Raw genomic sequence first — 20,013 nt, 5'->3', positions numbered from 1 at the left:
GAAATTTTTGCACTTCATATTGCTGGACTCCTCATGTCATACCCTAGACTCTTAGTACAGAATGCTACTCACAGAGAGTACGCCGCGCATAGTGAAGGGGATGGGAACCACGTTAGGTTCCCATCCCCTTTCTATTGCGTCAGCGGTGCTCTAGGCTCAACCGCCTAGTCCGTTTACCGCATTTGCCGAACCGGCTATTTGCCTTCGAGGATCACCACATCCAGGATGCGCGGCCCGTGCACACCCTCCACGCGAATCAGCTCAATATCGCTGGTCGCAGACGGCCCGGAAATCATGGTCACCGGGCGCTCGTAGGTGATGCGTTCAATCGCCTCCGGCACCAGCTCCACAACCGTGGATTCCGGCACCACGCATACGTGGTGATCGGGCACCAGGGAAATCGCACGGCGACCTTCCTGTGGGGTGGAGTTCAAGAAAATGGTGCCGGTCTCAGCGCACGATACGGTCGAGGAGGTGACCACCGCATCCACGGCATCAAGCTCATGCACCGAAAGCGCGCCGGGTTCAAGAGTGCTCCCCGAATCGGTGACATGCACGCGGGTTGCAGTGTCCTCAGGCAGCCATTCGGGGTTCAGCCCGGTGGGAACCACATAGCGCGAGTTCTCTCCTAGACGCTCAGCAATAACCTCGGCGATATTCGACTCGGTCGCGTTGAAGACGTTCGCCTTATAGTCGATCAGACGATCTACCAGCATCTCAATAGTCTGTTCGCGGTTCAGCTCGCTTACGCGGCGGTAATTACGCACGGGAGTTGGTGCCTCGGGGGCATCCGACAGGGACTCACGAATACGTGTGAGAATATCTTCCTTCGCAGAGGACATTATGCGTTCTCCTTACCTTCACGAGCCGCCTGAGCTTCGGCCGCAGCCTGTGCGTTCGCTGCGGCTTCTGCAGCCTTACCCTTATTCGCTTCGATGAGAGCGGAAATATCCACGCGCTCGGCGCTGTCACGAGCGGGTGCGCCAGACTTTTCCTTCTTCCACCAGTTGCGGAACGATTCTTTGGGAGGCTCAGGAATATCGCGGTAGTCCGTCCAACCGCCGACAATTCCGGGCACCTTCGTAATCTTATGTTTCTTGCCGCTAATCAGACGGGACATCGGCAGACCGCGTTCGGCGACCGCCATCATCTTGCCCGAGGAGAACAGCTTCTTAGCACCGTACATCATGGCGTCCATCTGGGTGGGCGCGTGTTTCTTCGCGTGCTTCGCCTCAACATCCTTACCGCGCAAATGCACCAGCACCTCGGGGAAGTTGATCTTCACGGGGCACACTTCGTAGCAGGCACCGCATAGCGAAGATGCGTATGGCAGCGAGTTATTGTGCGCCGCCTCAATACCGGAAAGCTGGGGCGAAAGAATTGCACCAATCGGACCGGGGTAAGTGGAACCGTAGGCGTGACCACCGGCACGCTCGTACACCGGACACACGTTCATGCAGGCAGAACAGCGGATGCAGCGCAGAGCCTGGCGACCCAGTTCATCGGCCAGCACAGCGGTACGACCATTATCGATAAGGATCACGTGCAGGTTCTGCGGGCCGTCACCGGGGGTTACGCCCGTCCACATGGAGGTGTAAGGGTTCATGCGCTCACCTGTGGAGGAACGCGGCAAAAGCTGCAGGAACGCCTCGTAGTCCTGGAAGGTGGGCAGCAGCTTCTCGATACCCATGAACGAGATGAGAGTATCGGGCAGAGTCAGGCACATACGACCATTGCCTTCGGATTCCACGATGGTCATAGTGCCGGTCTCAGCGATACCGAAGTTCACGCCCGAAACGGCGACCTTAGTCGAGAGGAACTTCTCGCGCAGACGGTTACGCGAAGCCTCCGCAAGCTCAGCGGGTTCATCGGTAATATCCGGGTTAATGCCTTCAATCTTCTTAAGGAAGATATCGCGGATTTCGCGGCGGTTACGGTGAATTGCAGGAACCAGAATGTGCGAGGGGCGGTCTTCGCCGAGCTGCACAATTTCTTCCGCAAGGTCGGTCTCAATGGCGTTAATGCCGTTCTCTTCCAAGAACTCGTTCAGACCGGTTTCGGCGGTTGCCATGGACTTGATCTTGATGATCTCGTCTACACCCTGCTCACGAATCAGATCGAGGGCGATCTGGTTTGCCTCGTGAGCATCGCGCGCCCAGTGTACGTGGCCACCGCGCGCGGTAAAGTTGCGCTCGAACTGTTCCAGCATTTGGGGCAGGTTGAAGAGCACATAGTTCTTCACCATTTCGCCGGTGTTGCGCAGTTCCTGCCAGTCGGGCAGCTCGCTGGTGACGCGGGCACGCTTATTGCGAATAGCGTGGGTCACGAAACGCAGGTTATTACGCAGCTGGTCATTCTTCAGCTCACGCTTGGCGTATTCGGGGAACGGTTCGTTCTCAAAGATATTACCTTCGCCGTAGTGCACGACCTTCGGCATACCCAGGGGGATTGCGGTGGAAGTCATCATCAACCTACTTTCTATGCGAAGGCGAGTTCTACGTTGCCGTCAATCTTCAGCGGATTCTCCTTGGTGGAGGCGAGGATTTCGGCAAAATGGACGGTCTTAACAGAGGATCCGCGGCGTGAGAGCGCACCGCCGATATTCATCAGGCAGGAGCAGTCGCCGCCAGTGCATACGGATGCGCCGGTCTTCTCAACGTTGGTTGCTTTATCTTCAACCATCGCACCGGAAACATCGGCGTTCTTGAACGAGAAGGTTCCGCCGAAGCCGCAGCACTGGTCGAGACCCTCAATTTCGGTGTACTTAATACCCTCAACGGTGCGCACAAGATCTGACTGACGAGAGCCAAGATGCAGCAGACGCATACCGTGGCATGAGCTATGGTAGGTCACGTGCTCGGGGAAGTAAGAACCAAGCTGCTCGGCAGCGTTGGTGATGCCCAGAACGTCAATGAGAAGCTGGGAAAGCTCAAAGGTGCGTGCAGCAATCTGTTCTGCGCGCACGGCAAGATCTTCGTCGCCCTGATGACGAGCGATCATGGGCTGCTGGTGCCCCAGGGATGCTACGCAGGAACCTGAGGGTGCCACGGCAACATCCCAGTCCCACGCCTCAAAAGACTCGACGTGGTTTTTTACGACGGGGTAAGCATCATCAAAGTACCCGGAATTGACATGCATTTGGGAACAGCAGGTCTGCCCGGGAGGATAAACAACCTCATGCCCCAAGCGTTCTAGAATCTCGACGGTCGCGCGTGCTACGCGGGGATACATGCCATCAACAATGCACGTGGAGAAAAGCGCAATACGCATGTTATCCGTCCTTTCTGGTTTCGAGTCTCTACAGAACCGCTGATGTGGGATGCGGTATGCGCTCCGGGACGCAAATTCCTGTGCCGAATTTACGTAACGCGGGTTTTCAACGCGCCAGGATCATGACTGACCAGGTTCTCTCAGGAACCCGCCGGTGTTTACGGGGACCGGTCATATCGGTGTAGAAACGTATTCGTAGACTTTCTTCGTTGATCTTCATTTAACACCAGGTTCGGAGCATTCCTTTAATTGAAATAACGAACATTTTTCTCACCAAATTGAGTTTTAAGGACTCCCTTAGTTTCAGGTAGTAAAGCATACTTTAGGTCATAGCAACCCCAATGTTTCGAGATACCTTAAACAGACATTCCGGCGGGTGTATATGCAGCATCCGCGAGCTGATGCGGAACTGCCCAATTTTTCTGCATAATTTCCCGCAAATATGCATACCTTACCTATGCAGTCCCTTGCAATATCGGGTGGCACAACCCAGGAACATCTCGAAAAAATGCAGTGCGCAAAATCTCTATGCGCAGAGCTGAAATTTAATGCCAGAAGTTGGAACAACCCGTTTTTGGCACCCAGAACGCAAATATCACCCCTCTCCCCCGCCATCGTGCGGAAAACACACCTGCACTCTATAAGTTGTATCTCAAAGCACCCTTCGGGTAGGCTTCACATGAAGCTAATGGTCAGACCACATCCCAGAAGGGTGCCATAGTCGCCACGAATCCGTGGAATTTTGATTGGTCTGACCACATCACATTGAACCGAACCAAAGGAGTTCCAGTGAATACATTCTTCGCTGAACCCAACGCAGTCGGGGGAAGCCTTGGGCTAAGCGCGCTCGTGGCAACCATACCGCTGCTGACCTTCTTCATCATGCTACTCGTCGTCAAGGCACGCGCGCACTGGTCGGCGCTGGTGGCACTTGCCGCATCTATCCTGGTGGCAAGCCTCGGCTTTACGATGCCCTTCGATTTGGCAGGGCTCAGCGCGGTGCGCGGCGCTATCTACGGTTTGGTGATCTGCTGGGTGATCCTCGGTGCCATCTGGTTCTACCAGGTCACCGTGCTTGCCGGACGCTTTGAAGACCTGCGCCGTACCTTCGACCGTCTGGGCGGCGGCGATTTGCGCATCCAGGCGATTCTGATTGCCTTCTGCTTCGGTGGTCTGCTTGAAGCCCTCGCAGGGTTCGGTGCTCCCGTGGCAATTACCGCGACCATGATTCTTGCCCTCGGCGTGAAGCCGCTCAAAGCAGCTATTACCGTGCTTCTTGCTAACACCGCTCCTGTGGCCTTCGGCGCCGTCGCCGTCCCGATTGTGACTGCAGGCGATGTTGGCGGCAAAGACCCGCACGTTATTGCAACTATCGTCGGTCACCAGGCACCGTTCCTGGCAATGTTCGTGCCCGTCATTCTGCTCTTCATCCTCGACGGTATGAAGGGTGTTAAAGATGCATGGCTCCCTGCCTTCGTTATCGGTATTTCCTTCGCTATTGCGCAGTGGATTACCGCCGCAACTCCCGCCTACAACCTCACCGACGTGGTGGCATGTATTGTTTCGATGGGTGCTGCGGTGCTCTTCCTGCGCTTCTGGAAGCCGCGCGGTGTTGAGGGCGTGCGTGAACGCTACGGCCTGCCTTCACAGTCTGAGGAGAAAGAGGCGCTGCCCGCAGTGCGCGTGTGGATGGCTCTGCTGCCCTACCTGATTGTGGTCGCTATCTTCGGCATCGTGAACCTCAATGCCGGTTTGAAGGCATGGCTGAAGACCGTGGCTATTAAAATCAATATCCCCGCGCTCAGCTCCCGTTTGGTCACCAAGGACGGCACACCCGTCAAGGACGCCCCTTACACCTTCACCTGGCTTTCAAACCCCGGTACTCTGCTGATTATCTCGGGCCTGATCGTTGCGGTTGTTTACTTCTTCTTCAACGAGAAGGGGCGGTATGGTTTCAAGTTCCCAGCCGTTTTCGCCGAGTTCGGTTCGGTCATCTACCGTATGCGCTGGACGATTCTGACCATTGCCTCGGTGCTGGCACTGGCATACGTCATGAACTTCTCGGGTCAGACCGTCGCAATGGGTACTTTCTTGGCGGGCTTGGGTACCATCTACGCAGTACTGGCACCGGTGCTGGGCTGGATCGGCACTGCGGTGACCGGCTCGGATACCAGCGCAAACGCGCTCTTCTCCAAGCTGCAGGTATCTGCTGCCGAGAATCTGCAGCATGCTGGTGTGAGTGGTGCTACCCCTGAGCTGATGCTTGCAGCAAACACCACCGGTGGTGTGGTCGGCAAGATGATCTCTCCGCAGTCACTGGCTATTGCGGCCACCTCTGTGGATATGGAGGGCAAGGAGTCCGACATCCTCAAGGCCGTGGTTCCCTGGTCGTTTGCGATGCTCGTGGTCGTCTGCCTGCTGGTCTTCCTGCAGACCAATATCCTCTCGTTCCTCGTTCCCTAGCCCTTAGGGTTCCGTAACGAGCGAGCTGGCGGGGCGGGGCACCACAGGGTGCACCGCCCCGCCGCTGCACTACCGGAATGCAGTGCGGGCATCATAAAAATACTGTAGGCTTGCAGAGCACAACATTGGGCGTGGTTCTGTGACGAACCCACCCAGGCGGCGTACACGCCCTCAGGCACCCACCCACAGGGTTTTGCACCCTGGAGAGTTGCACAAGCTAAAAGTCACTTTCAGATTTCACACGAAATGGGACATACTCATGACGCGCACAACAGGCTCAGGGACGATCATGCAAGAGCGTAGTTACAGCATCCTGCTCGAAAACTTTGAACGCAGGCTGCGTCTGGGGGAGCTGCGTGTGGGCGATAGGCTACCATCCGAACGCACCCTAGCCGAACAGTACGGTATTTCACGCCCATCGGTGCGTGAGGCCCTGCGTATTTTAGGGGCTTTGGGACTGATTCGTTCCAGCACCGGTTCGGGCCCAAAATCCGGCGCTATCGTTATTTCTGAGCCTTCAGATGCGCTCAGTTGGGCGCTTCGCATGCACATTGCCACCCGCAACCTGCCCGTCAAAGACGTGGTTTCCACGCGTTTACTGCTGGAGGGGCCTGCTGCACGTGCCGCCGCGAACGCTCCGGATTCTGCTGAGCGTGACCTCGCCTTAGAGAACGCCCGCGAGCACCTGGCGGAGATGGATTCGCCAGATATTTCCAATGAGCGGTTCCATTTCTGCGACACACGTTTTCACTACGAGCTATCCCGCTTGAGCGGCAATATTGTGCTCGATACGGTCATTGATTCTTTGCATATGGCCACTATCAGTTACGTGCAGGAGGCGGTTCCGCTGCTGCGTGACTGGGCTACGGTTAAGCAGACTCTGCAAGATCAGCACCGGGGAATCTATGAGGCGATTTCCACTCGTGATGAAGAGGCCGCCTATGAGCGCGTATGTGAGCACATTAAATGGTTCTATTCCCTCTCAGACCGCGCCCGCGACCAACAGCGGGAACGGCAGGCTCAGGTGATAGATGCGGATGCGCTGCCGCATCAGGTGGTGCTGCATGAGGAGCATCTGGCGTAGAAGCTCTCTCATATGCATTAGGCACAAAGCGGGAACGTTTTCTATCCCTTCGCTACGTTGTGCCCTATCAGCTCCACTGCTTGGAGAAGATAAGGCATAGGTGTGGCTGGGGATTCGGCTAACTCGTTCGGCATAGGGTTGTAGTTCCCCGTAAGATGTGCGTTCCCGCATGCTTTTTCGTACTCCTCAAAAGGAAAATCTTGAGGAATAGTTTTCTCATCTTTCTCCAAGACTCCCGATAACTGACGATAGTGTCGTTGCGCATCTTTCTGATTTTGGTATTTTCTGACCCGTTCGTAATGAGCGTTAAGCCACACTTCAAAGCACGGTGCATTCACAACAGCGGCGATATCTTCGTCCGTACAACTCTTGATAAACTCACGTAATTTTTCACGGGTATGGTCGTCCTGATCTACCACAAACCATACCTGATCATAGTTTTTAGAAGTTCTGCCTATTACTTTTTGAAGTATCCACGTGGGATCTCCTGAAATAGCTTCTATCGTTACTGAATACTTTTCACGCGGTCCGTTGACCTTATCGCGTAACCATTCAAGGTAACGATGCTCCGTCACTTCACCATTGGTTACGACTAGGATAGTAGTCTTTGTGCTGCGTTTTCTTGGTGCTCTTAGCACGACGGCTCATTGTTCCGCCTCTAAAAGAGCACGTAACTCAGACATGTAGGTGGTGGGTATAGCCCCGAAAGCACCGGTGAGATACTGTTTCTGAATATTGCTCTTGGGACGGGTATCAAACTCTTCCAAAGAAAAAATTTCGCTCGCGCCCTCATTATTTTTCTCGGTAAACCACACTTCCGGCGGGTCAAGCAGGCGCATGGGGATATTACCCAGCAGAGTAGCATCGTGCGAAGTAAAAATGAGTTGCGCGCCGGTACGGTTCATGTCAGGGTTCTTGAACATGCTCACCAATTCAGCGGCCAAAGTAGGATGCAGGCTAGATTCCAGTTCATCAACTACTAACGCTGCGCCCCCTTGGAGGGCTGCCACAGCTCTACCCGCAAGCACAAGCCAGCTGAGAGTACCATCGCTCTGTGCGCTAAGCCCCAGCCTAACCTCTTTCTCATGTACTCCACGATGGTATAGATTAAGTGCTTGTGCACTCTCTAACATATCTTCATGAGAAAGCTCAGGCCCGAAACCCGCTATTTGTCTAATATTTGCTACTTCAATAAACTCTGGTGGGAGTTTTTTACGGTCTACTTCAAGACGGGTAACTCCAATATCAGCCACTTGTGCTAATGCGCTCATAGAACGCTCCCACAGGTCGATATTACGAATTATCATACGCATTATTGTCACGATATTCGTCTGTCGTGAAGCCATACCATCCATGAAATAGAAATCGTAGGCAAGAACACGCGCCAAAGGTGCCAGGGTCTCATGCCCGTATTGCCGAGCAACCGCTAAAAACAGCTGATCTGGCTGTGTAATTTTACGAACCTCTTGGGTGGCGCCCTTCAGCGAGGACCCTGCCTTTACGGTAACTGTGGAGTCTTTTTGGGTGCGGCGCTCAAAGAGTAATCGTGCTGTACCTTTTGGGTAGGCATGCATGGTTTCAAGGGCTATAGCACCGCTTTTATCTGCCTGTACCCGATAGTCATAGCGCACCTGCTCGTGGGTGAAACTCAGCGTGTAGGTTGTCTGCGGGTTGAGAGGGTTCTGAAGCAGATAAGGATGATAAAGATGTCCCCCAGGCGCACGGACAGCCTGGCTCAGTCTGATAAGCGCACCACGCACAATGGTGCTTTTACCAGAAGCATTCGCCCCGAAAATAGCGGCCACTCGGCTCGTAGAGCTCTCCCAAGTCTGCCCATTTTTCGGCACCTGCGTTTTGAGGGAGGGAAGCACCATCGACAGGTACGCTTCATCCCTGAAACTTTCATAGTTTTCAACCGAAAATTCTAGAAGCATACGCCAACTCTAACAAAAATAGAGGGTATTTTGGGAAAATTTTTCCCTAAAACACCAGAATTTACCCCTGAGTACATAATATTCTAGGTAAAAAGAGCAACGCTGCATGAGGAGCATCTGGCGTAGAAAATTTCCGCGAGTAGATAGTATTTTGACGAGCAGATATCAACGCGTTATCTGCTCGTCAAAATATTATCTACTCGCGCATTTAGTCTATCTAGAACTTCGTTCCGGTCAGCCTCTCGTAGGCTTCAACATAGCGGGCGCGGGTCTTCTCAACCACATCCTCGGGCAGATGAGGCACGTTATCCGAACCGTCCCAGCCCGATTCCGGCGAGCGCAGCCAGTCGCGCACAAACTGCTTATCAAAGCTCGGCTGAGACTTTCCGGGTTCGTACTCACTCGCATCCCAGAATCGTGAGGAGTCGGGGGTAAGCAATTCGTCGCCAAGGGTGATTTCGCCGCGGTAAGAGTCGGTTCCGAATTCGACTTTGGTGTCTGCCAAGATAATGCCCTGCTCGCGGGCGATTTTTTCGGCGGTGCTGTAGAGTTCGAGTGAGAGTTCTTCTAGGCGGTTACCGATTGCGTGCCCTACTTCGGCGTAGAGTTCTTCGCGGGTTACCGGTTCATCGTGCTGGCCTACTTCGGCTTTGCCGGTCGGCGTGAAAATTGGGGTTTCGAGGCGTGACCCGTCCACAAGCCCCGCCGGGAGTTCGATGCCTGCTATGCTTCCGGTGTCGCGGTAACTTGTGAGCCCCGAGCCCGTCAGATAGCCGCGCACAATGCACTCGACCGGGAACATATTGAGCGATTTGCATATCATGGCTCGCCCTGCGACTGATTCGGGCACATCGATTGAAATCACATGGTTTGGGATATGCGAAAGTTGTTGAAACCACCACAGCGACATTTGGGTGAGGATTTTGCCTTTATCGGGGATTTCGGTGGGAAGAATTTTATCGAAGGCACTAATGCGGTCAGAGGCGACGACCATGACGGAGCCTGCGCGGATTTCAGCATCGTCGCTGACGGTTAGCCCGGCAGCGTCATAGCGGCTTTCTTCGGGAACGTAAAGGTCGCGTACTTTACCGGAGTAGACGTGCGTCCACCCCGGAATCATGGGTGGGTTGTTGCGGGAATTCATGGGCAGTTCTCCTGTGGGGCGAATGTGCGCGGCGTGTTTATCTATTCTTTACCTTACCGGACAATGCCCGCATCCCGCGATATGTGAATCCGAATGCGACCGCAACGCCGTGTTCTCAGGGTTCGGCTGTTAAGTTCTGTTACTTGGCGCCCGGCTGGAATACACCGCGAGCAGGTGGTTTTCGGTCGAGCAGGTAAGAAAATCCTACCTGTTCGACCAAAAACGACCTGCTCACGCGAATAGAGAATAGCGTTTAGTCGCGGAGTTCGGGCACGGTAATAGCCCCCTGCACCGCTTTGAGAGCGATATCGGTGCGGTATTGTGCGCCTTCCCAGGTGATGGCTCGTACCCCCTCGTAGGCGGCATCGCGAGCCTGGGCAAGGGTATCGCCCAGGGCCACAACGGCGAGCACTCGGCCGCCCGCCGTCACAATCTCTTCGCCCGCGACGGCGGTTCCGGCGTGCACCACATGCACACCGGGCATAACGGATGCGCTCTCAAGCCCCGCAATCGCATCGCCCTTACGCGGGGTTCCCGGGTAGTTCTCTGCCGCCATGACCACGTCTACGGCGGTGCGGGGATCCCATTCCAGGCGGGTGTCTTCGGCGATCTCGCCGCGGGATGCCGCAAGGAGCAGCTGCCCGAGCGGGGTGCGCAGGCGTGCCAGCACCGCCTGAGTTTCGGGGTCGCCAAAGCGAGCGTTGAATTCGATGACGCGCACGCCGCGGCTGGTAACGGCGAGTCCGCAGAAGAGCACACCTACGAACGGGGTGCCGCGTTCTGCCATGCGCGTGATGGTGGGGCGGGCGATCTTTTCGATCACTTCGTCCACAAATCCTGCGGGCAGCCAGTCAAGCGGAGTGTAGGCGCCCATCCCGCCGGTGTTTGGGCCTTCATCGTTGTCAAAGATGCGCTTGAAATCCTGCGCAGGAGACAGCGGGAGCACGTTCTTTCCGTCGCTGATAACGAAGAGCGATACTTCGGGACCGTCCAAGAATTCTTCGATCACCACGGAACCGCCGGCGGCAAAGCAGGCGTTCGCATGCTCTAGGGCGGCATCCCGGTTCTCGGTGACAACCACGCCTTTACCCGCAGCGAGCCCGTCGTCTTTCACCACATAGGGGGCGCCGAACTCGTCAAGGGCTTGCGCCGCTTCGGCTTCGGTTGTGGCGACGAAGGCGCGGGCGGTCGGCACGTTTGCCTCCTCCATCACCTGTTTGGCGAATGCCTTGGACCCCTCAAGCTGTGCCGCAGCCGCAGAGGGTCCGAAGACCGCAAAGCCTGCCTCGCGCAGGGCATCGGAAACACCGGCGACTAGAGGTGCCTCAGGGCCAATAACCACCAGGTCTGCGGCGAGCTCACGGGCGAGCGTGACAGCCTGCTCGGGGTTATTGGCGTCGATGGCGTGTACCGGAACGTCCTGAGCGATGCCCGCGTTGCCGGGTGCGCTGTGAACTTCGGTCACCTGTGGATCGCGTGCAAGCGCACGGATAATTGCGTGTTCGCGGCCGCCGGGGCCCAGTACCAAAACCTTCATGTACATAAGGGTACCGTGTCGGGTGCGGCACGGGCGGGGGTTTCGGCGCTCTTCCGTATCGTGGGGTTCCCACCCTCAGGCCGTAAAAAAGAGCCTTTATGTGAATAAAGCGGTGTTTTTAACGCTTTTTTCGCATAAAGGCTCTTTTTAGCAGGACAGTTTAGGGCTGCCGCCATGGCCTGCATTTGCGTCATTCCAGGGGCGGGAGTAGGGTAAACTGTCTTGTGAATACGGTCTGCTCTACTGGCCGGGCGCATTTGCAGGGCATATTACACAGACGAAAGGACCCTCATGAGCGCGCAAAATTCCAGCACTCAGACCCCCACCCAAGATACGCATAAAGAATCGGATATTCACGCCAGACTTTTCCCGATCCTAGCGCGCGTAGCATCCGTAACTGCGGTGCTCATGTACGTCTTTTACTTCCCGCAAATTATCGGCAATATCAACGGCCATAAGGGCGACTGGATTCAGCCGCTCGTTGCCGGCATTAACTGCACGCTGTGGGTAGCATACGGTTTGTGGCGCGAGAAGAAAGACTGGCCCATTGTGATTGCGAATGCGCCCGGCATTATTTTTGGCGGTACGGCAGCCATCACCGCGCTCATGTGATTTTATCCGCTAGAATTTCTATTTTTAGCACTATTATTGTGGGTATATGACTTCTCCTCAGCTTTCCCTCACAGATGCCGAACTCGTATTTCAGACTCGTAACGATCTGATCGAGACGACCCACCACGGTATTGTGGTGGTGCTCTCCCCCGAAGGTACCGCCGATCTTGCCCTCGGAGACATGAGCCAGCCATTCTTTGCCCGCTCGGCGCTCAAGCCACTGCAGGCTATCGGCACGCTCAAGTCGGGGGCGCCGCTGCGTGGCGCGCAGGTAGCGATCGCGTGCGGATCGCATCAGGGAACGTTCGAGCAGATGCGCGCGGTTCAAGACATGCTTCAGGGTGCCGGTGTTGATGCGACCGCCCTGCTCTGCCCTACCGCCTACCCCGCTGATGCACACGCGCACGAACAGATGGTACGCGCGGATTTGGCGAAGACTCCGCTTGCGCATCCATGTTCGGGCAAGCATGCCGGGTTTCTGTGGGCGTGTGCCGCGCAGCTGGACCGCTCGGTTGTAGACCCGGATTCGCGCCAGTGGACGATGAAGGATTACTGCGACCCCGAGCATCCGCTGCAGCGCATGATTGCTGAAGAGATCGCGAGTTTTACGGGCGAGCCTGTGGGCACATCGGGTATTGACGGATGCGGTGCCCCCGTCGCGGCGGTCTCAGCGCTGGGTCTGGCGCGTGCCTATTCGACGCTCGGTGCGGCGATTCGCAATATGGATGCGGATGCGCGCGCCTCAACCGTGGCGACCGCGATGGTGGATTACCCCGAGCTGATCCAGGCCCCGGGCATGCCCGATACGGTGTTGAGTGAGCAGCTGGATGCGGTCGTCAAGAGCGGCGCCGCCGGTGTACTGTGCGTGGGTCTGCGTTCTGGCGCGTCTGTGGCTGTGAAGATTTCCGACGGTGCAACCCGTGCCGCCTACCCGGTAGCGCTGTGGGCTCTGGAAGCTACGGGGCATCTGCCTTCCGAGCAGGTGCAGCAGCTTCTTCCGCAGGTGACTCGCCCCGTGATTGGTGGCGTGCAGGATAATGCGCCCCGCGAGGTTGGAGGCTGGGTTCCTGGTGCGGATCTGGAGCCGCTGGTGGGTGAGAGCGCGTGAGTGTGCGCCGTCGAGTTTCGGAGGTTGACGGCGCGGTCGCCTTTGCACAGGTTAGACAGGTTTTTGATACTGTGCTTTCCGGAGAAAAACCGCTTATTAGTGCGGAAAATCGAGCCGATATAGAACACTCGTTCGCTCGCCTGCCGCGCGGTGTGCGCGCTACCGCCGTGCGGTACACCCTTGAAGAGCTCGCCACGCTCACCCCCGGCAACAGTGTGGAGGTTCGGGTTCCGCCCTACGGGGTTACCCAGTGTATTGCCGGGCCTCGCCATACCCGCGGCACTCCGCCGAGCGTAGTCGAAACGAGCGGGTTCATCTGGTGTGCGCTGGCTGCCGGTGCCTTGGCTTGGGACGATGCGAGCGCATCCGGACTGCTGACCGCCAGCGGCGAACGCAGCAATCTATCCCGCTACTTCCCGTTGTTCTAGGCGCCGAGCTACCTGACAACGGCACCTCAAGTCTTATCGCGCACGCCCTAGAGCAGACAACATTCCTTCAGCCACGTTGTCCGCACCCCGCCGTCACCAAGAATCATTAGGCAGGATTCACCCCAAAAGATAGACTTGAAGACATGAGTAGCGCACACACACCTTCTAATTCCCACTCTGATTCTTCGGAGCCAGCTTCCCCCACGCCCGAAGCTGAAGCATCCCCTGAAGCCGAGGTTGAGTACTCTCAGGTGCGGGTTCGCCGTGCCCCGTCGGTAGTAGCTTTCATGATGCTGGGGCTCATCATCGGACTTATTGCGGCGTTTATTTCTGTGATCCTGGGTCCAGGAGATCCGTCATATTCTGAAACATCGGTGTTCGGCGTTATCGCGGTTATTTACGGTGCCGTCGGCGTAGCATTGGGTGCCCTCGTGGCCCTGTGGCTTGACCGCCGATCCCTCAAAAAGTCCTTAACGGCGCGAGTTGAGCCAGAGTCCAAAGAAGAGGATGAATAGAAGCGAGCGGCGCATCCTAAAACGCTTGGCGCAGCCACACGTGACATATTCATCACCCCTGCGGGCGTTAAATTTCGTAGCGTACACCACAGAGTGGCGTGAAAGAGGGTAGACTAGAAATGTCTGTGTACTCCCCGAGGGTACAGCTGCTCAGCGGCTCACACACCCGCGCGCAGACAAGACTTTCCCGCAGTCCCAACGTCGAAAAGATGTGAATTGATTCGTCCTGACGGAAAACTCACCCACGATCTCGATCCGATAGACCACGGACCCAAGGACGCCTGCGGCGTATTTGGTGTCTGGGCTCCCGGTGAGGACGTGGCAAAACTAACCTACTACGGCCTGTATGCACTGCAGCATCGCGGACAGGAATCCGCCGGTATCGCAACGAGCAACGGCAAGCGCATCCACGTATATAAAGACATGGGGCTGGTGTCTCAGGTTTTTGATGAGGCCACGCTCAGCTCTATGCCGGGCGAACACGCTATCGGGCATGCGCGCTACTCCACAACCGGCGCATCCCATTGGGCGAACGCTCAGCCGACTCTGGGCACCACCCCGCACGGCACGCTCTGCCTGGCGCATAACGGCAACCTGACGAACTCGGCTGATCTTTACGATAAGCTGCTGCAGAAGAACGGCGGCAAGCCCCCGGCGTTTGGTGAGCTGGCGCAGGGTAATACGACCGATACCGCACTGGTAACCGCGCTTTTAGCCGAGCACGATTTTGATTCTCTAGAAGAAGCCGTTCTCGATCTGCTGCCCACCCTGCGAGGCGCATTCTGCCTCACGTTCATGGACGAGCAGACTCTCTATGCGGCGCGTGACCCGCAGGGCGTTCGCCCGCTGGTGCTGGGGCGTTTGGAGCGGGGCTGGGTAGTTGCCTCCGAGACTGCGGCACTCGATATTGTGGGTGCATCTTTTGTGCGCGAGGTTGAACCCGGCGAACTTATTACGATCGACGAAAATGGCTTGCGTTCACACCGTTTTGCCGAGGCAAAACCCGCCGGATGCGTCTTCGAATACGTCTACCTGGCTCGCCCGGATACCACGATTGCGGGGCGCTCTGTCTACGAATCCCGCGTGGAAATGGGGCGCCAACTCGCCCGTGAACACCAGGTCGAAGCAGATTTGGTGATGCCCACGCCAGAATCCGGCGTCCCTGCGGCCATCGGCTACGCCGAGCAGTCCGGCATTCCCTACGGTAACGGCCTAGTCAAGAACGCCTATGTGGGGCGTACCTTCATTCAGCCTTCGCAGACCATTCGCCAGTTGGGTATTCGGCTCAAGCTGAATCCGCTCAAATCTGTGGTTGCGGGCAAACGCCTGATTGTCATTGACGATTCGATCGTGCGCGGCAACACCCAGCGAGCCCTAGTGCGTATGCTTCGTGAGGCCGGGGCGAAAGAGGTTCACGTGCGTATCTCTTCCCCACCCGTGAAATGGCCCTGCTTCTACGGTATCGACTTTGCCTCACGCGCAGAGCTGATTGCAAACGGTCTTTCGGTGGACGAAATTTGCGCTTCTCTCGGTGCCGATTCGCTCGGTTTTATTTCAGAAGACGGCATGATGGCGGCAACCGAGCAGCCCGCGAAAAACATGTGCACGGCCTGCTTCACCGGCAAATACCCGATTGAGCTCCCCTCGGAGGAGCGCCGCGGCAAATCGCTCTTCGATGCCGAAGAAGGCAAGGGCGGACCGCTCGCCGGCAAGGCGGCGGAGGTGACCGTTGAGCGCCCGGTACCAAGCAAGCCCGAGCATGCGGAGGCTGTCTCCATTGAAACCCGCACCGGTACCGATACCTTGGAGAATAAGTTCGATACCGCCGCGCTTCCGGTGGTTCAGGCGCAGGCTGGCTCTGGCGCATCCGCACCCGTTGAGTCTGTTCAGGAAGCTCAACAACCGGCACCGGGCATGTGTAACCCCGGTCCCGACGCCGATCTTGAAGCGCTTTTGACCGAGGAAGACTTGGTTCCCGCACACGTTAATTCACGCCCTATAACCCCGAAGGACTAATAAACCCATGAGCGAAAACAGCACCTCTGTAACCTATGCAAGCGCTGGCGTTGATGTTGAGGCGGGCGACCGCGCCGTCGAGCTGATGAAGGATGCGGTGAAGGCGACTCACAACGCTTCGGTGGTCGGCGGTGTGGGCGGTTTTGCCGGGCTGTATGACCTCTCGGCTTTGTCCTTATATCGCAAGCCCTATTTGGCGACTTCTACGGATGGTGTGGGCACGAAGGTTGCTATCGCGCAGGCGCTCGATATTCATGACACGATTGGCTACGACCTGGTGGGTATGGTCGTGGACGATATTGTGGTGTGCGGCGCGAAGCCTCTTTTCATGACCGACTATATTGCTACAGGCAAGGTCGTTCCCGAGCGTATTGCCGATATTGTGCGGGGTATTGCCGGAGCTTGCAAGGCTGCCGGTACCGCGCTGGTGGGCGGCGAAACGGCGGAGCATCCGGGGCTTTTGGCTGAACATGAGTACGACGTTGCCGGTGCCGCAACCGGTCTGGTGGAGGCCGATGAACTGCTCGGCTCCGATCGCGTGCGCGAGGGCGATGTGCTGATCGGTATGACCTCTTCGGGTATTCACTCGAACGGGTACTCGCTGGTGCGCAAGGTGATCGATGTGGCGGGCTGGGGCTTGGATCGTCAGGTGGACGAGCTCGGCCGTACTTTGGGCGAAGAGCTTTTAGAGCCTACTCGCGTGTATGCGGCGGATTGTCTGGATTTGGCGGCAGCGTTCCCGGTCAATGGTACTGATGGGCAGACCGGTCACGGTATTCGCGGGTTCTCGCATGTGACCGGAGGCGGTCTTGCCGCTAATCTGGCACGTGTTTTACCGCGGGGCTTGGAGGGCCGTGTGGATCGTTCAACCTGGCAGATTCCGGCGATTTTCTCGCTTATCGGTTCGCTCGGTCAGGTTCCACTCGCCGATCTGGAGCGCACCCTGAACCTGGGCGTGGGCATGATTGCGATTGTTGATCCTGCGGTGGCGGATGCTGCGGTGAGTCGTCTGAATGAGCGCGGTATTTCATCCTGGATCATGGGGGATGTGGTGAAGGCTGGCGGCGCCGAGTTGAATAACCCTGACTATGTGCAGGGTGCCAAGGGCGTTGATGGAGGCGCAGTGCGGCTTTACGGCAGTTACGCGGTCTAGCCTGCGCCTTGACAGGGTTTTACGCTGTAGCGCCCTGCCCTATATCTATAAAACGCGAGCGGATGATTTTTGACGAATCATCCGCTCGCGTTTTGTGCGCTGTTGCGGCGATCTTATTAGGCAATAGTGCTAATTTTGCGCAAGCTTTAAATCTTTACTCAATACTTGGCTACCTATCATCTTGCACTTGCGGAAAACTTTAAAGTATTTCAAGACCTTAAATCTCGAATACCAGATAGTGTGATGTATATTAAATACATTATTATTTTCCCTGGGAGAATAGATTAGACCTTGGTTATGTCTTGTAAAATCAAGGATTTCACCAATATTTTAATAGTAAAACTTTATGTGTAAATATATTTTAGTGCGAAATATATAAAAATATTTTGAGTTGAAATACTTTCAAGATGCACTTTTTCAAAACGCCCTATATTCTATTTTTTGATGACGAGTTCAATCACAAATTCGCCATCACATATATTCACTCACACATAACTGAACATAGGACATTTCATGTCACTCATCGAACACCCTACGGTGAAGCGGACCCGCATGGCGGCGCTGAGCGTAGCGGGTATCGCATCCCTGATGGTGGGGCTCTGCGCACCGTCCGCTCACGCCGCACCCGCATCACCGGTATCAACGAAGACCGGAATTCCTGCATCCTCACAGGCTGAGGATATTCTGACTGCAACCTCGGTGCAGCAGCAGGAACAGGGCTATGACCGCTTTATCATCAACTATGCCGACCAGGCCAAGAACAACCTTGATATTGCGGGACTGGAATCTGGCGAATACTCCGAGTTTGTGCCCGAACTCTACCAGGGCATCGAGAAGAGCGTAAATTCGCTTGACGAGCTCCTCGGCGTTAAAACCACCTATGTGCGTGATACCGCACAGAATGATTCGGTGGTCTCTCTATCGAAGCCGCTGAATGCGCAGCAGGCAAAGCAGTATATGCAGACGCTCGCCGAGAATCCGCAGGTGGACTCGGTCGAGCCGGATCTCAAACGCCAGCCCACCGGTACCCTCCCCGGCTCGGACAAGGTCGATTTCAACGATCCTAAGATGTCACGCCTGTGGGGTTTCACCACCATCAAAGCCGATTATGCGCTAAAGCACGCGGGGGATCACCAGGTGACCGTTGCCGTGATCGATACCGGCGTTACCAAGCATTCAGACCTAAACGAGAATGTGCTGCCCGGCTACGATTTCGTGTCGGATGCCTCCGCTGCGCGCGATGGCAACGGACGCGATAACAACCCCCAGGATGAAGGCGACTGGACCACTGAAGGGCAGTGCGGTTCTGGGGCAAAAGCCACCAATTCAACCTGGCACGGCACCCATGTTGCGGGGACTATAGCGGCCGTCGGCAACAACAACATCGGTATTGCCGGGGTAGCTCCGAAGGCCAAGATCGTGCCGGTGCGCGTCCTGGGTGCCTGCGGCGGCTACGATTCAGACATTATCGATGGGATGATCTGGGCATCCGGTGGGTCCGTGAGGGGTGTACCCGCGAACCAGCACCCCGCCCAGGTTATCAATATGTCTCTAGGTGGTGCAGGGAAATGCTCGCGCACCTACAACCGTGCCATCGAGTCCGTGAACAAGCGCGGCAGCATCATCGTGACCTCCGCCGGAAACTCAAATCAGAATGCTTCGGCTCAGATCCCCGGCAGCTGTGACGGCGTGATCAATGTGGGCGCAAGCAACCCTGGAAATTCACGTGCACCCTACTCTAACTACGGCTCGACCGTTGCCGTCAGCGCCCCCGGCGGCGATTTTAGGCAGTCGGGTGTGGGCGTTCTTTCGCTGGTGAATAAAGGCAAGACTGTTCCCGAGAAGGAAGATTACGCCGAATATGAGGGTACCTCGATGGCGGCTCCTCACGTTGCGGGCGCGATTGCCATCATGCGGTCAAAATACCCGAACCTGAGCTACGAGAAGGCTCTGGATATTCTGAAATCCACCGCTAACCCGATCACCTGCGATCGTGACTATTGCGGCGCCGGCATTATAGATGCGGCTAAGGCGATGGATAAGGTCGATGAGCTTGTGGAATCAGAGAAGCAGCCGAGCCCCGCACCGACTCAGCCTGCACCGTCCGAACCCGCTAAGCCTGCACCCGCGCCGTCTGACAGCTCTACTCCGGCACCGGCTGAGACCTCAAAGCCCGCGCCTACCCCAACGCCTGCGCCGAGCAAGCCTGTACGCCCGATTGCACCCCCGCCGTCGAAGCCGCTGCCCACGCTGCCTCCATATGAGGAACAGCTGCCGGTTCTGCCGATCAAGCCCAAACCTTCACCGAAGCCTACCAAGCCCGCACCTGTTGAGACTCCTAAGCCGAGCCCGGCTCCCGTAAAAACCAAGAAGCCCACGCCCGCGCCTTCGGAGTCTTATAAGCCAGCGCCTCCTTCATGGTGGTACTGGTACGATTACCCGGGTCAAGGCTACTACTCCCCCAGCCCTTGGTACGATCCCTGGTCGGGATACGGTGCATGGAACCGCTGGGATTACGGATACGGTTCTTGGGGCGGTTGGGGATACCACCGCGGACACCGTGGAAGCTGGCACAACACCTCGTGGATGCACCGTTCAGGGCATCCGTGGTGGGCATCGTATTCCTACGGCTGGGGTAACAGCTACCGCGACTACGGCTACTATAACGTAGGCTACCGCTACTAAAAGCCCTTGGAATATAAACTTTGACTAGGCTATATGCCCGTTGGGAAATATTTCCCAACGGGCA

16 protein-coding genes are annotated in these 20,013 nt (G+C 56.4%); 9 read left to right on the top strand and 7 right to left on the bottom strand.

Translation table 11 applies throughout. The features are described from left to right. Nucleotides 1-194: 194 nt before the first annotated feature. From HMPREF2804_RS09995 to HMPREF2804_RS09985, 3 genes are read right to left on the bottom strand one after another with little or no spacing between them, the layout of a single operon-like run. The gene (locus tag HMPREF2804_RS09995) at nucleotides 195-842 is read right to left on the bottom strand and encodes a LutC/YkgG family protein (protein ID WP_013397788.1); all 648 of its coding nucleotides are present in this window, start codon (nucleotides 840-842) and stop codon (nucleotides 195-197) included. Continuing rightward, nucleotides 842-2,467 carry a LutB/LldF family L-lactate oxidation iron-sulfur protein gene (locus HMPREF2804_RS09990; protein WP_048752701.1) on the bottom strand — a complete coding sequence of 542 codons (1,626 nt, stop codon included), beginning with the start codon at nucleotides 2,465-2,467 and terminating at the stop codon, nucleotides 842-844. Before HMPREF2804_RS09990 ends, HMPREF2804_RS09995 begins: the two co-directional genes overlap by 1 nt. An 11-nt stretch (nucleotides 2,468-2,478) precedes the next feature. Continuing rightward, the gene (locus HMPREF2804_RS09985) at nucleotides 2,479-3,270 is read right to left on the bottom strand and encodes a (Fe-S)-binding protein (protein ID WP_004005516.1); all 792 of its coding nucleotides are present in this window, start codon (nucleotides 3,268-3,270) and stop codon (nucleotides 2,479-2,481) included. Between the two features lie 789 nt (nucleotides 3,271-4,059). Between HMPREF2804_RS09985 and HMPREF2804_RS09980 the strand changes: the two genes are divergently transcribed. Both HMPREF2804_RS09980 and HMPREF2804_RS09975 read left to right on the top strand, forming a co-directional pair. After that, the gene (locus tag HMPREF2804_RS09980; RefSeq protein WP_048754098.1) at nucleotides 4,060-5,733 is read left to right on the top strand and encodes an L-lactate permease; all 1,674 of its coding nucleotides are present in this window, start codon (nucleotides 4,060-4,062) and stop codon (nucleotides 5,731-5,733) included. Nucleotides 5,734-5,992: 259 nt separating this feature from the next. Then, a complete protein-coding gene (locus HMPREF2804_RS09975; RefSeq protein ID WP_048754099.1) occupies nucleotides 5,993-6,817 on the top strand; it encodes a FadR/GntR family transcriptional regulator in 825 nt (274 codons plus the stop codon). A 41-nt stretch (nucleotides 6,818-6,858) separates the two neighbouring features. On the opposite strand, the gene HMPREF2804_RS09970 is transcribed toward HMPREF2804_RS09975, so the two are convergent. The 4 genes from HMPREF2804_RS09970 to purD form a co-directional block, all read right to left on the bottom strand. Continuing rightward, nucleotides 6,859-7,455 carry an RloB family protein gene (locus HMPREF2804_RS09970; RefSeq protein WP_065425139.1) on the bottom strand — a complete coding sequence of 199 codons (597 nt, stop codon included), beginning with the start codon at nucleotides 7,453-7,455 and terminating at the stop codon, nucleotides 6,859-6,861. Between the two features lie 6 nt (nucleotides 7,456-7,461). After that, nucleotides 7,462-8,751, bottom strand: a complete 1,290-nt coding sequence (locus tag HMPREF2804_RS09965) for an AAA family ATPase (RefSeq protein WP_048754101.1) — start codon at nucleotides 8,749-8,751, stop codon at nucleotides 7,462-7,464. 217 nt (nucleotides 8,752-8,968) lie between these two features. Continuing rightward, nucleotides 8,969-9,895 (bottom strand): phosphoribosylaminoimidazolesuccinocarboxamide synthase, encoded by a 927-nt coding sequence (locus tag HMPREF2804_RS09960; RefSeq protein WP_048754102.1) that lies wholly within the window; start codon nucleotides 9,893-9,895, stop codon nucleotides 8,969-8,971. 253 nt (nucleotides 9,896-10,148) lie between these two features. After that, nucleotides 10,149-11,432, bottom strand: a complete 1,284-nt coding sequence (gene purD, locus HMPREF2804_RS09955; RefSeq protein WP_070628261.1) for a phosphoribosylamine--glycine ligase — start codon at nucleotides 11,430-11,432, stop codon at nucleotides 10,149-10,151. A gap of 291 nt (nucleotides 11,433-11,723) precedes the next feature. On the opposite strand from purD, the gene HMPREF2804_RS11375 reads away from it, so the two are divergent. The 7 genes from HMPREF2804_RS11375 (at nucleotide 11,724) to HMPREF2804_RS09920 (ending at nucleotide 19,949) form a co-directional block, all read left to right on the top strand. Next, on the top strand, nucleotides 11,724-12,044 hold the full coding sequence (locus HMPREF2804_RS11375; protein WP_083308377.1) for a PQ-loop repeat-containing protein: 321 nt from the start codon (nucleotides 11,724-11,726) through the stop codon (nucleotides 12,042-12,044). 46 nt (nucleotides 12,045-12,090) lie between these two features. Further along, a complete protein-coding gene (locus HMPREF2804_RS09945; RefSeq protein WP_070628203.1) occupies nucleotides 12,091-13,152 on the top strand; it encodes an asparaginase in 1,062 nt (353 codons plus the stop codon). Further along, nucleotides 13,149-13,580 carry a sterol carrier family protein gene (locus HMPREF2804_RS09940; protein ID WP_070628201.1) on the top strand — a complete coding sequence of 144 codons (432 nt, stop codon included), beginning with the start codon at nucleotides 13,149-13,151 and terminating at the stop codon, nucleotides 13,578-13,580. The genes HMPREF2804_RS09945 and HMPREF2804_RS09940 overlap by 4 nt, the downstream gene beginning before the upstream one ends. 143 nt (nucleotides 13,581-13,723) lie before the next feature. Then, entirely contained in the window at nucleotides 13,724-14,095 is a 372-nt protein-coding gene (locus tag HMPREF2804_RS09935; protein ID WP_048752692.1) for a hypothetical protein, read from the top strand. 216 nt (nucleotides 14,096-14,311) lie between these two features. Then, a complete protein-coding gene (gene purF / locus HMPREF2804_RS09930) occupies nucleotides 14,312-16,111 on the top strand; it encodes an amidophosphoribosyltransferase (protein ID WP_070628199.1) in 1,800 nt (599 codons plus the stop codon). 7 nt (nucleotides 16,112-16,118) lie between these two features. Beyond that, nucleotides 16,119-17,264 (top strand): phosphoribosylformylglycinamidine cyclo-ligase, encoded by a 1,146-nt coding sequence (gene purM / locus HMPREF2804_RS09925; protein ID WP_070628197.1) that lies wholly within the window; start codon nucleotides 16,119-16,121, stop codon nucleotides 17,262-17,264. A 513-nt stretch (nucleotides 17,265-17,777) separates the two neighbouring features. Further along, entirely contained in the window at nucleotides 17,778-19,949 is a 2,172-nt protein-coding gene (locus HMPREF2804_RS09920; RefSeq protein WP_246824265.1) for a S8 family peptidase, read from the top strand. Nucleotides 19,950-20,013: the final 64 nt, after the last annotated feature.

The sequence above is a fragment of the Rothia sp. HMSC065G12 genome, from assembly GCF_001811455.1.
GTDB classification, from domain to species: domain Bacteria; phylum Actinomycetota; class Actinomycetes; order Actinomycetales; family Micrococcaceae; genus Rothia; species Rothia dentocariosa.
Note: the sequence above shows the minus strand (reverse complement) of the source record. Positions and strands in the feature narration are given on the sequence as shown.